The organism is Phormidium sp. CCY1219 (assembly GCF_055795085.1).
In genome coordinates, this window is record NZ_JAYFEQ010000448.1 from 26,233 (window position 1) to 39,329 (window position 13,097).

The window sequence follows — 13,097 nt, forward strand, 5'->3', positions numbered from 1 at the left end:
CCGCCCAACGCTTCCGCCGAAGCAGGGTATTAATTTTTACCCTCAATTTTGACGGTAATTTCGCATTAAAAATACCATCCGGAGGTAAACTCGTGGCCACGCTCGAACGACTGATTCAAAGAGAACCCAACCCATTTGATGCCGAAACCTTTTGGTCCGGTAACTTTTGGCAAGAAAAGCAAAATCCCGCCTTTACCGTAGACTCGATCCATCAAGAAGCGATCGCCGATGTGGAAGACTTGCTGGCGCAACTGTCAGAAGACCATCGGACTCGCACCCTGTTACTGGAAGGAGAAACCGGGTCGGGAAAAACCTACTTATTGGGCAGAATCAAGCGCCAACTGAATGCCAAAGCTTTTTTTGTCTATATCGAACCCTTTACCGCCAGCGAATACATTTGGCGGCATATTCTGCGCTACACCGTAGACAGTTTGCTACAAGTTCCCGAAGGAGAAGAAGAATCCCAGTTAATTCTGTGGTTAAAAGGATTGTCCGAATTCAAACATCGCAGTTTGTGGGATATGCTGCGCGGCGATCGCCAACTTTTCATTAGCAACCTGCGCGATCGCTATCCCACTGGCATTTATAACGCCCACGAATTTTTCGGCGTCCTTTATGACTTGACCAATCCCAAACTCTCCTCCCTCGCCTGCGAGTGGTTGCGTGGAGACGATTTAGATGAAGAAAGTCTCAAACTGTTGCGCGTCCAGCACTCCATCGACACCGAAGATGCCGCGCAAAAAATGCTGGCAAATTTTGGCCGAATTGCCGCAGAAACCCTGCCGATTGTCCTCTGCTTCGACCAATTAGATAACATCGCCCGCACCTCCGAGGGCGCGATCGACCTGCAAAGTTTGTTTAGCGTCAATACGGTAATTCACACCCAAAAGTTAAAAAACTTTTTGGTGATGATTAGCATTATCACCGATACCTGGCGACAAAATGCCTTCCGGGTACAAGCAACCGATAAAGACCGCATCGATGCCTTCATTCAACTGAAGCAAATTAACCTCTATCAAGGGGAAGCACTGTGGGCCAGTCGGTTGTGTTTGCTGCATCGCAAATCTGCCACCCAACCGCCCTCGAATTTGTATCCCCTGGACCGCGAAATCCTCGCCGAAAAGTTCCCCGGGGGGAAAACCCGCCCGCGCAACGTGCTGATGTTGGGCCGACAGTTATTCCAAGAGTGGAAAGTGGCGCAGATGCGCGATACCTTGGAGTATATCGATGTGGAATATCGGGAAGTGACGACCCCGGCGCAGGTGCCAGAAACGGGGAAAGAAGACGGGGTGGCAAGTCTGGAGGCGGCGGAAGTGTCGCACTTCGAGCGCACTTTGGCGGCGTTTAAGTTGGTGTGGTTACACAAGTTCAACCAAACCCAGGAGAGAGTGTCCCGGATTCGTCAGTTTTCCTCGCCGGAGTTGATGGCGATGTTGGCAGAGGTGTTGGAAGCGCTGGAAATGCAGGCGGTTCAACTGCGGTTGTTTGCGGGAAGTCCTACTTATGCCAGTTATTCGTTAACCTATCAGGTGCCCGGTGAGGGGGAAACGATTGGGGTGGCGTGGAGTGAAGATGTGAATTTGACCAAGTTTTGCAATTTTATGAAGCTTTGTCAGGAGGCGATCGCCTCCGGGCAGTGCGATATTTTGCATCTGATTCGCCAAGAAGGGGTGGGGACGCCTAACAATCTCGGGTATAAAATTTACTCGGACATCTACCGGGAGTCTCGCCACCGTCACATCAAACCGGATCTGGAGTCGGTGTGCTATTTAGCCACCTATCACGCTTTGGTGAACGATGCCTATGCGGGGGATTTAATCGTGGGCGATCGCACCCCGGATATCGCCGAATTGCAAACCGCTATCCGCGAGTCGCAAATTCTCCATAGCTGTTTCCTGTTGCAAGAATTGGGCGTGGTTCCGAGTTTGCCGATTAGTGAGGCGACGAAGGAACTGTGGGCACCGGTGGAGGATTTTCTCCTCAATCGCGCGATCGACCAACAATGTATGGCGCGCCAGCGTTTGCTGCAAGAAGCACTCTCTCAATTCTCCCACATCAACGAATCGCAAGTCAACCATTTACTCGAACATCTTTGCGAGACCAATCATCGCATGGCTATTTTAAATCCGGAGGCGGATTTGTCAGACCAATTGGTTTATGCGGTCAATTATCAGGGGAAACGGTAGGATTTCGCCCGCCGTTTTTTGGCTGCTTCATCATTAGTAGGAAAGAGGAATCCGAAATGGCATCTATCGATCGCATTATTCAAGAATCTGTCAATCCCTTCGACTCCACCACCTTTCGACCGGGTAATTTTTGGCAGGAAGAATATCATCCCGCCTTTACCATCGATTCGATACATCAATCGGTGCTTCGCGATATCGAATCTGTGGTCGATCGCGTGGCACAAGACCATCAAACTCGCACGATTTTGCTCTCTGGCGATTCCGGTTCTGGAAAAAGTTACCTGTTAGGCCGCATCAAATGCTTGCTCAATTCTAAGGCGTTTTTTGCCTATATCGAACCTTGGCCCGAAAGCGATTTTATCTGGCGACATACCCTTCGCAATACTGTGGATAGTTTAATGTATGTCCCGGAAGGACAACAAGAATCGCAATTGTTGCTGTGGTTGAAGGGATTGTCGGCATTTCAAGAAACCGGATTGATGAAGCGGGTTCTCGGGGAACGGCAATTGTTCGTTCGCAATTTTAAAACATCTTATCCGGCGGGAATTTATAATGCTAATGAGTTTTTTGGGGTATTGTACGATTTGACCAATCCGAAGTTATATAATTTGGCGGGGGAATGGTTGAAAGGGGATGATTTAGATGCAAAGAGTCTCAAGGCATTGCGGGTGAAGCGATCGATTGATTCGGAAAGTGCGGCGCAGCAGATTTTATCGAATTTTGGTAAAATTGCGGCAGCAACGCAACCGATCGTGCTGTGTTTCGATAATTTGGATAATATCGATCGCGGGTTGGATGGGTTGATTAATTTACAGGCGTTGTTTAATGTGAATTCGATGATTCACAACCAAAAGCTGAAGAATTTTTTGGTGATTGTGAGCGTAATTACCAATACTTGGCAGCAGAATTACAAGCGCATCCAACCGGCAGATTTGGCGCGGATCGATCGCAAAATTCGCTTGAGTGCGATCGGGTGGGATGAGGCGGAGGCGTTGATGGCGGCGCGCCTGTATCCGCTGCATCAACAAGCCAATCCGAAACCGCGATCGCCGATTTATCCCATCCATCGCCATGATTTAGAGGCGAAGTTTCCCGGGGGGAAAACCCTACCTCGGTTTGCGCTGATGTTGGGAAGGCAGATATTTCAGAAGGCAAAGTACGAAGGCGGAAGGCGCGCCGAAGGAGAACCGGTCCGGGAGTCGGGGCGGGAGAGGGAGTCTTCTGCAGTGGATGCGATCGCTGCCTTTCGCTTACTGTGGATGAAAGAGTTTCGCAAAACTGAAAGCAAAATCACCCGCATTCGTCAATTTTCCGCCCCCGAATTGATGCAAATGGTGCGAGAAGCCCTCGAAGCGCTGCAAGTGGGCGGGATTCAGCCAAAATTGCTCCGCAGTCCCACCTATGCCAGCTATTCCCTCAGCTATCACCTCCCCGCCCAACTGGGAAGAATTGGCGTCGTCTGGACCGAAGATCCGAATTTAGTGAGCTTTTATCATATAATGAAAGCCTGCGAAAAAGCCCTGAAAGTTCAGCTCTGTAAAACCCTCTATTTGATTCGCGGCGAACGTCTGGGAACCCGCAAAAACATGGGCAATCGCCTATATTCCCAAATCTTTACCGGTCATCCCCATCGTCACATTTTGCCCGATTTGCTTTCTCTGCATTATTTAGCCACCTATCACCAGTTGGTCAATGCTGCTTGTGCGGGAGAATTGGTGGTGGGAAATCTGACCCCGAATTTGCAGGAATTACAGGAGTTAATTCGCCAGTCGAAGATTTTGCAAGACTGTCCCCTCTTGGAAACCTTAGGCGTTTTTTCTGGCTATACTCGCATTATCGGCGTCTCTACCGGCAACCCCGCCCCGAAAAAATTGGCTAGCACCACCCAACGCAAAACCCCACTCAAAAAGGTGAAAGAGTATTTATTGGCTTTGGTGAAAACTCAGCAAATTATGGGCCGTCAAGTGCTGACTCAAAATGCCTTAGACCAGTTTTCTGATGTGGAAGAATATCAGGTGAGCGAGTTGATTTTTCAGCTTTGCATGGAAAAAAAATTGCTGATTTTAGATGAAAGCGTCCAGGAGGCGGCACAGTTGATTTGCGTGTTAGAAGCATTGGGCAAATAGTCGCTGACTAGGTGGCATTGGGACTGGGAAATTGAAACGGGAGTGCGAGTATCTCGCACTCCATGCAAGTCCGCGTCGGCGGAATTTGCTTGCCTCAGCGCGATTTTAATCCCCCGCTGCATCGCGAATTTCTATTTAAACAAAACCCGCGACCAAGTATCTACAATTGCCAACATTCTCTTGTCACTTAAACCCTTCACCCGAGCCACAACATCACTCAAGGATTCAAACGGCTTTTCATGGCGCGCTTTGACGATGTTTTTAATTATTGTTCCCCCGGTTTTTCCCTTCACGCCAGCCGTTTGCAAGCGAAACGCTAAGTCAGATTCACTTAACTGATTGAAGGCATCTAAAATAGAACCTTGGGGCGGAATCTGACGTTCCACATCTTCAATTTTATCCTCTAGTTGCTGCATAAAGGTGGCTTGTTCTTGTTTGAGGCTATTTAAAGCAGCATCCAATCGGGATTCTAGATTGGTTTGGCGCGATTCCATATTAGTAATGCGCGAATCTACCCCTGGGGTAAATCCGGTGGCGATTTCGCTGCTGGGAGTTTCCCTCAAGACTTGCTTGGGTTCCCCGGCGGCGAGTTGTCGCTGGACAATTTCCTCCTGTTCTGGTTCGATAATAAATGCCCTCACCATCTCGATATCATCGTCGATTTCGCTGGCTTTCACGGCAACATAATACTCAAAATCACCAACAATCACCTCAAAGCTGGAAATTCCCGTTCTTCGCAGAATTAAAGGCTTTAAAATTCCCCCTAATTCTACCATTGCCTTAGCCACTTCTTCCAAGTCTGACTCGGAAAATTGCGACCGGGAGGCGTTGGGTTTGATACTGACAATATCTACTAAGGATGTATTTAAGCTCATTGATTTTTCCCGATTTTGTCCATCACTTCCAAAGCTAGCTTATCAAATTCTTCAGCAGACTGAGAATCTGGCTTGTAATCAAATACCGATTTAGGGTCGGGAATGTCTAAATCTCCCAATTGCACCGTATTTTCCACCGCTCTGGCTAAATCCTCGCGCTCGAAAATTCGAGTTTGCATTAAAGGCAAGTTATAGCGCTCGGTAATCACCGCTTCTCGCCGGGGTAATGTGTATTGCACGAAGCGAGAATTGGTGGATATTTTGCTGGGCAACACTCCCAGAATTTGCACCGACGGTTTCCCCAGCATCGCGCGAAACTCGTCAATATCTTGTACGAAATCCTCGACATTTTTTAGCCCTTCATTGGCGAAGGGTTTTAAATCCGAGGGAATAATCAAGTAATCTGCGGTAATTAACGCAATTCTCGCGTAGAGATTCAGGGAGGGAGGGGTATCAATTATGACGATATCGTAATCCCCCTCAACTTGTTTTAATTTTTCATCCAGGCGAGTTTTGGTTGCTTCTACTTCAACTAACCGCCTTTCTTCCGCCATGATACTAATATGAGAGGGAATCGCATCAACCTCACTGCTGGTAAAATCCGTCCGTTGCGCTACTTCGGAAATGGGATGTTTCGCTCTCGAACTAATGACCTGCAAGATGTTTTTGTGTCTCAGATTGTCATCTTCTTCGTCTACAAATTTGACTAAACCTACAGCAAAAGTGGTATTGGCTTGACTATCCATATCGATAATCAATACTCGCTTGCCTCTTTTGCTGAGGGCGGCGGCTAAATTAATCACGGTGGTGGTTTTGCCGACGCCACCTTTGTTGTGATAAACGGCGATTTTTTTCATCGGACGAGACCTCCTCACTTTTACCGTGCGATCGCGCTTGGGTTGTGCCTGTCTGGGTGGGGCTGCTGGGCGGGCAGATACTGGCTTCGGGGGAGCATTTGCAGGCGGTTCGTCAGCGGTGGTTTGCGGTGGAGATTGCGCCACATCCCAAGCGGTTTGCTGCCGATTTTCCTGCTGACTATCTTTGCCAATTATCGCTTTTATCTGCTCGATTTTGGTTTCAATTTCGCGCCCCCGACATTGAAAAACTAACTCGATTTCTTCTCCGACTCTTTCATAAATGCGGAGTTCTTTACCGTTAGTCAATAGGCCATATTTTACATGCAATTTGGTTAGATAACAGCGAAATTTTCGCAAATGACGATTTAAGTTTTGCTGGGGATGCTTCGCCTCCATTATCACGCTCAGGGGGGAGCTTGCATCTAGAACAAAGGGAATGGCTTGGGTGGCGAAAGCTAAGAAATCTAACCGAATGCTGCTAAATGTGACCTCTTGGTGCCAGGTGTCGGGACTGTACCCTAACCGGGGCAGCAGATAGCTGACAATTAGCTTGCTTTCGACTTCGCTCTCATTGCGACAAAGTTCGGGATTGAAGAACTTCAAGGGTGTTCACCTCTGTAAGAAAGCCGGGGAATGCTTAAACGGTATTATAAACTGTTGTTGGCGATTGGGGATGCAAGTCGCGAATTTTATCTTATCCCCCAAATGAGTAGAGTCGGGTGGGCATGGGGACCGACACAGAACTTGTCATGGAGAAGTCCCGGGGTCAACCCACCCTACAGCTATCCGCGCGCCACGCCAGAGTCCTCGGAGGTCGGATGGGTGACGAGATAGACATGGATAATCCGGTGAAAGGCAGTCAGAAAGCTCACAACTGCCAGAACTGGAATTGCGATCGCGAGGCGGTTCAGAATCAACCCAGTGGCGACCACAATCACCCGAGGGGTTTTCGAGAACCATCCCACTTTGCACTCGATGCCCAACCCTTCCGCCCGGGCGCGGGTATAACTCACCATCAGCGAACCCAGCAGGGCCACCAAACAGAGCAACACCGTCAGGTCATCTTGACGCTGCAGGGATAAAGCCGCAATCCCGATTAAAATAGAAGCTTCGGAAAAGCGATCGAACACCGAATCAAAAAACGCACCAAATTGATTGCGCTGACCGAGAAATTCCGCCACCGTACCATCGATCGCATCTAACGGCATAGCAATCAATCCCATCAGCAAGCCGCCCCACAAAGGATAACCCAAAGCGATCGCTACCGCCGCCACCACATTGAGTAAAAAACTCACCACCGTGATTGCATTGGCAGAAATTCCCACATTGGCCATCACTTTAGCAATCGGATCGACAATAAATTGCGTGCGATCGCGCGCCCAACTTTCCACAATTATGTCCCCCATAACTGCACTTCAATGGTGTTATATTAACGCCGAATTGCCCGGTTTGGCATTTTCCCTTTCCGATCGCCGCGATCCAAAACCGACCCGTCCGGTTTACCCTAGAAATGCAACTAACCTTCGGTTTACCCATTTTATTGCCGATGACTGACACCGATTTAATCGTTTCCCCCCAGTGGCTTTACGAACACCGCCACGATCCCCAACTAGCGATCGCCGACTGTCGCTTTTCCCTTGCCGAACCGGAACAGGGACAAGAGCAATACCGCGACAGCCACATTCCCGGCGCTCATTACCTGCATCTGAACCGGGATCTCTCCGGTCCGGTTCAGAAACACGGGGGACGCCATCCCTTGCCCGATCCGATGGAATTCGCCAAAAAAATGGCCGCCATCGGCATTTCTTCCCCCGAAACCCTGGTAGTGGCTTACGATGACTCCCGCTTTGCCTTTGCGGCGCGCTTGTGGTGGCTGCTGCGCTACCTGGGACACGATCGCATAGTCCTGTTAGATGGCGGATTTCAAGGGTGGAAATCCGCCAGCTATCCCGTCACCGATGAAGTACCCAAACCCACCCCGGGAAGCTTCACGCCGCAGTTGCGATCCGATCGCCTGGTAGACATCGAAACCGTCAGAACCCGCAAAGACCGGCCCGAAGTGGTGTTAGTGGACTCCCGCGACAGCGATCGCTACCGAGGAGAACGCGAACCCATCGACCCGATCGCCGGCCACATTCCCGGGGCGGTAAACTATCCCTGGAAACAGGTCAGCGACGATCGCGGCATAGCAAAATCCTACACCGAACAACAACAGCGGTGGAAAGAACTGGAAAACGCCGAAGAAATTATGGTCTATTGCGGGTCCGGCGTCACCGCCTGCGTCAATCTCCTATCGATGGAAATGGCCGGTATTCCCAACGCCAAACTTTACGCGGGCAGTTGGAGTGATTGGTGTTCTTATTTAATCGAGGGTTAAATTGGTCACTTTGACCTTTCGATGTCACAATAATTTTGAAAACGGCTGGAGAGAAAACATACAAGATGACTATGCATCCTACCCTACAGCGTGACTTTGCCGAAGGGCGTGCCCTGAAAATTATCACTGGTTTAACCAACTTTGAGCGCGATCGCGTCGCCATCACCGTCAAAGCAGCCGAACGAGGCGGTGCAACCTTTGTGGATATTGCCGCCGATCCGAAGTTGGTCAAACTGGCAAAAGACTTGACAAATTTGCCCGTTTGTGTATCTGCCGTAGAACCGGAAAAATTCCTCCCCTGCGTGGAAGCCGGTGCGGATTTAATTGAAATTGGGAATTTTGACGCTTTTTACGCGATGGGCCGTCGGTTTGAAGCAGCAGAAGTGCTGCAACTGACCCGGGAAACGCGATCGCTGCTGCCCGACATCACCCTTTCCGTCACCGTTCCCCACATTCTCGAATTAGACGAACAAGTGCAACTCGCCGAGGAATTGGTGAAAGCCGGTGCGGATATCATCCAAACCGAAGGAGGCACCAGCAGCACCCCGGTTCACCCCGGAACCCTGGGCTTGATCGAAAAAGCAACCCCCACCTTAGCCGCCGCCTACGAGATTTCTCGGGCGGTAGACCTGCCGGTCCTGTGCGCCTCTGGCATTTCCAGCGTCACCGCCCCGATGGCGATCGCTGCCGGTGCTGCAGGGGTAGGTGTGGGTTCTGCCATCAACCGCCTGGATAGCGAAATTGCCGCGATCGCTGGAGTTCGCAGCTTAGTCGAAGCCCTCACCACCGTGCGTCGTTCTCCCGTTCGCACCTAGAACCAGTTTCCCTCTAGGAGACAGAAACTCGCGTTTCTGCCTCTCATTCAGGCGTTACGCACCAACCTCACCGGTAGGGTGGGCCATGAGTTGCCCACCCTACAGCCTATTGCGCCTTCGCTTCCAAACTCTCCAACCGACTGATGAGTTCTTGATTTTGCTTTTTCAGCTTTTCCAACTCATCGCGCAACTGTTTTACCGCTTTATCCGAGCCAATTTTCTTCTCAACTTTCCCCACCGCTTCTTCCGCGATGCGACGCACTCGTCCATCAGGCGTTTGGTCCGCCAGGGTTTGCAGAATCGCGATCGCATTGGGGGTTTCCATTTGTCCCAACGCGCCCACAACCGCCACTTGAGTCAAGAAAAACGTTTCTCCAGACAATTGCGATAACCGTTCCAGAATGCGTTCTAAATTCGGCTGGGTTTGACCGGTGGAAACCGCCCCGAGAGCGCGAATTGCAGCTAAGCGCAAGGCTTGCGGCGTACCCGGTGCAGTATATTCCAGGATAATTTCTAAGGCATCTTCCGAGGTTTTCAGTTGGCTCAAACCGCCGATCGCACCACTGCGGACCACCTCATTCCATCCCGCCCGTTCTTTCAGCACTTTTTTCAGCAACTTAATCGCGCTGCTTTCTTTCGGCTTTTCATCCAAAGACGCCGCCGCAATCGAGGCGATCGCCCGCGCTGCTGTCGCTTCTACCGTATAACTGGCATCCCCCTCTTCCACAAACGGTTTAATCGCCTTATAACTCTCGGCGGTTTTGATACTTCCCAACGCCTGAATCGTTGCCGCCCGAACTCGCGCATCGTCATCTTTTAACCCTTTCGCCAGGGCGGCAAAAGTTTGGTCTAATTTGATTTTGGCCAATTGTTTGGCCACTTCCACGCGCACTCCCCAGAAGGAATCTTTTTTCAGCGCTTTCCCCAGCACATTCACCGCTTCTAAACCGCCTTTTTTCGCCAACGCTTCAGCGGCATAAATCCGCGAAACCGGATCCGGGTCGTGTTTTAACTGCGCCTTCAGTTCCGCCATTCCATACTCTAATTTTACCGTTTTTAAGTGGTGATTCCCCACATCAAAACTGATAAAATCCGGTTTCTCTGGCAACGAGAAATAGAAGCTTTGTTCCCGTTCGCGCACGCGCACGGTGAAGGATTTTATCTCGGCAGTTTCTTTTTTGCTGTCCGGTTTATAGCCAAAGCCAATCGGAATTTTCAGGTCGAATAACTCTTTTTCGTTGGCATTTTCTCCCGTGGTTTTTACGTGAGATTGCGTGACCGTGACCTTCGCCAGCTTGTTCTCGCTATCCCAGGCATAGGCAACTTTGTAATCCGGATGTCCGCCGCGATATACGTACTGGTCGAACAGGAACATTAAATTGCGCCCGGTGGCTTTTTCAATCGCGCGCAGCAGGTCTACGGTTTCCACCGTTTGATGGGCGTTATCGTTCACAAAGGTATGAATGGCTTTGTAAAATAACTCGTCGCCCAATTCGGCGCGAATCATATGATAAACGCAAGCGCCTTTTTCATAAAGGTGGCGATCGTACAGTTCGATCGCTTCGCGGTAAACATGCGTCACCATCGGACGGCGATAGCGGGTTTTGTCTTCGTTGAGATAGCTGCGCGCTTCTTTGAGCAAGTAATAGGCGGCGTCATCGGCACCATATTCGCTTTCGGTCCACAGCACTTCTGAATAAGAAGCCATCCCTTCTTTAATCCAAGCGTGAGACCAATGTTTGATCACCAATAAATCGCCAAACCATTGGTGTGCCAGTTCGTGAGCCACCAAACTTTCCGTGCGTTGGTTATCGAGACTAGCCCGTTCGTCGAGCAAGCAGCGATCGGTGAGTAACGTAGTGGAAGTATTTTCCATCCCGCCAAAGATAAAATCTTCCACGCAAACTTGCGCGTATTTGGGATAGGGATAGGGATAGCCAAACGCTTTGCTGAAAAATTCGATTTTGCGCGGGGTTTTGCCCATGCTGCGACGGGCATCTTCTTCGCGACCTTTTTCTACGTAATATACCACCGGTTTGCCGTTCCATTCATCGCGAATTTCGGCAAAATCACCCACCGCTAAGGTCATCAAATAGGTGGGGTGAACTTGTTTTTGCAACCAGTGATAAATTTTGCTGTTACTTTTTTCTTCAGTGGAGATTAATTCGCCATTGGAAATAGCAACATAGGGTTTGGGAACCCGGACGCGAATTTCCGAGGTTGCCAGTTGTCCGGGATAGTCAAAGCAGGGAAACCAGAAGCGGGAGTCTTCATCTTCACCTTGGGTCCAGACTTGCACCGATTTGTGGGGATAATGTTTGTCTGGGGCGATAAAGTAAATGCCGCGTTGGGGCTTTTCTACCCTGTAGGCGATCGCCAAAGTGATGGGGCTATCGGCTTCCGTGGGGGTTTCCAGAATGATGGTGAGCGATTCCCCATCGTACTCGAATTCCTGGGCGGTGTCGCCGACTTTGACGGTTTCGATATTCAGGTTCACCGCATCCAGGGTGAGGCGATCGATACCGCTTCTAACCGGCATCAGTCGGATGCTACAGGTGCCTTGATAGCTTTGGTTGGGGATGTCCAGGTTCAGGTCGAGGAAAATATGCTCCACCTGTCCCGGGCGATCGGGGTTGTAATGGGGTCTTGCCCCGGGTAATTCAAAGGTTTTCTGTCCGTTTTCTGTATCGAAATAAGAGTATTTGTTCGACATGATGATAAGAATTGGCAATGAGACTGAACGTGCCAGCATCAGCACTGATGGCGTTATGCTTTCCAGGGTAGCGCTTCGCGAGGCAGACGACCAAGTTTAGCGTAGGGGAAAAGTTTTTGCATGAACGAGGGACAATTGGCAATGATTCACCCACCGAGTTCCACACCCGCCCGGATGAAACCCCCGGGAGTGTTGGGGATTGATGGTGGCGGGACGAAAACCGTTTGCGTGGTGATGGATGCATCCGGGGCGGTGTGGGGACGAGGGGAGGCGGGACCTTCTAATTATCAAACAATTGGGATTGAGGCCGCAACTGGGGCGATCGCGGAGGCGATCGCCCGCGCTACGGCGTCAGTTCCGGGTCTGGCGATCGCCGGGATTGGTGTGGGATTGGCGGGGGTGGGTCGCCCGCAAGATGTGGCCACCGCCCGCGCGTTGGTGGAAACTTTACCGCAACGGGAGGGGTTGTCGGTGAATTGGCAATTGCATCCCCAGGGTATTCTGGTGACTCACGACTGCGCGATCGCTTTAGTGGGGGGAACCGGGCACACTGAAGGAGTGGTGACGATCGCCGGAACCGGTTCGATCGCCTATGGGTGCAACCGCGCCGGAACTACCCAACGCGCCGGCGGATGGGGATATCTATTGGGGGACGAAGGTAGCGGGTACGATATTGCCCTGCAGGGGTTGCGCGCCGCCGTGCGATCGCATGACGGGCGATCGCCCGTCACGATGTTAACTCGCGGTTTTATGGACCGCCTGCAGTTGAATGCCCCGGAAGACCTGATCGAGGCAATCTATCGGCGTGGGTGGGGGGTAAAGCAGATTGCCAGTTTAGCCCCGGTTGTGGATGAAGCGGCGACGGCGGGAGATGCAGTGGCGAATCAAATTATGGACCATGCGGCGGCGGAGTTAGGATTAATAACGCAAACTGTGGCGCAAGGGTTATTTGCGATCGCCGATCGGTTTGAGGTGGTGACGATGGGCGGTGTCTGGCGCAGTGTGGACAACATGCGCGATCGCTTTGTCCGGGCGATCGTCTCTCGCTTTCCCCGCGCCCAGGTCATCTGGCCCCGCCACCACCCCGCCGAAGGTGCGGCGTTATTAGTCCGCCGTCAAATCGGCATCTGCTGATATTCCCACCCCAA

10 protein-coding genes are annotated in these 13,097 nt (G+C 51.0%); 6 read left to right on the plus strand and 4 right to left on the minus strand.

Annotated elements, in window-relative coordinates:
- Positions 1–92 precede the first annotated feature (92 nt).
- A complete protein-coding gene (locus AC0QH1_RS10700) occupies positions 93–2,186 on the plus strand; it encodes a P-loop NTPase family protein (RefSeq protein WP_324631076.1) in 2,094 nt (697 codons plus the stop codon).
- Positions 2,187–2,242: 56 nt separating this feature from the next.
- A complete protein-coding gene (locus AC0QH1_RS10705; protein ID WP_324631077.1) occupies positions 2,243–4,312 on the plus strand; it encodes an ATP-binding protein in 2,070 nt (689 codons plus the stop codon).
- 131 nt (positions 4,313–4,443) lie between these two features.
- Here the strand turns inward: AC0QH1_RS10705 and AC0QH1_RS10710 are convergent, their stop codons facing one another.
- From AC0QH1_RS10710 to AC0QH1_RS10720, 3 genes are all read right to left on the minus strand, one after another.
- Positions 4,444–5,187, minus strand: a complete 744-nt coding sequence (locus AC0QH1_RS10710; RefSeq protein ID WP_324631078.1) for a ParB N-terminal domain-containing protein — start codon at positions 5,185–5,187, stop codon at positions 4,444–4,446.
- Positions 5,184–6,647, minus strand: a complete 1,464-nt coding sequence (locus tag AC0QH1_RS10715) for an AAA family ATPase (RefSeq protein WP_324631079.1) — start codon at positions 6,645–6,647, stop codon at positions 5,184–5,186. The genes AC0QH1_RS10710 and AC0QH1_RS10715 overlap by 4 nt, the downstream gene beginning before the upstream one ends.
- A 179-nt stretch (positions 6,648–6,826) precedes the next feature.
- The gene (locus AC0QH1_RS10720; protein WP_324631080.1) at positions 6,827–7,450 is read right to left on the minus strand and encodes a CDP-alcohol phosphatidyltransferase family protein; all 624 of its coding nucleotides are present in this window, start codon (positions 7,448–7,450) and stop codon (positions 6,827–6,829) included.
- Between AC0QH1_RS10720 and AC0QH1_RS10725 the strand changes: the two genes are divergently transcribed.
- The 3 genes from AC0QH1_RS10725 to AC0QH1_RS10735 all read left to right on the plus strand — a co-directional run bounded on the left by AC0QH1_RS10725 (position 7,440) and on the right by AC0QH1_RS10735 (position 9,236).
- A complete protein-coding gene (locus AC0QH1_RS10725) occupies positions 7,440–7,598 on the plus strand; it encodes a hypothetical protein (RefSeq protein WP_324631081.1) in 159 nt (52 codons plus the stop codon). The two genes, AC0QH1_RS10720 and AC0QH1_RS10725, sit on opposite strands and share 11 nt — an antisense overlap.
- The gene (locus AC0QH1_RS10730) at positions 7,591–8,421 is read left to right on the plus strand and encodes a sulfurtransferase (protein WP_324631082.1); all 831 of its coding nucleotides are present in this window, start codon (positions 7,591–7,593) and stop codon (positions 8,419–8,421) included. The genes AC0QH1_RS10725 and AC0QH1_RS10730 overlap by 8 nt, the downstream gene beginning before the upstream one ends.
- Before the next feature lie 65 nt (positions 8,422–8,486).
- Entirely contained in the window at positions 8,487–9,236 is a 750-nt protein-coding gene (locus AC0QH1_RS10735) for a DUF561 domain-containing protein (protein WP_324631083.1), read from the plus strand.
- Positions 9,237–9,342: 106 nt separating this feature from the next.
- On the opposite strand, the gene AC0QH1_RS10740 is transcribed toward AC0QH1_RS10735, so the two are convergent.
- Positions 9,343–11,949, minus strand: a complete 2,607-nt coding sequence (locus AC0QH1_RS10740; protein WP_324631085.1) for a M1 family metallopeptidase — start codon at positions 11,947–11,949, stop codon at positions 9,343–9,345.
- 120 nt (positions 11,950–12,069) lie between these two features.
- On the opposite strand from AC0QH1_RS10740, the gene AC0QH1_RS10745 reads away from it, so the two are divergent.
- A complete protein-coding gene (locus tag AC0QH1_RS10745) occupies positions 12,070–13,083 on the plus strand; it encodes an N-acetylglucosamine kinase (RefSeq protein ID WP_324631087.1) in 1,014 nt (337 codons plus the stop codon).
- Positions 13,084–13,097 lie beyond the last annotated feature (14 nt).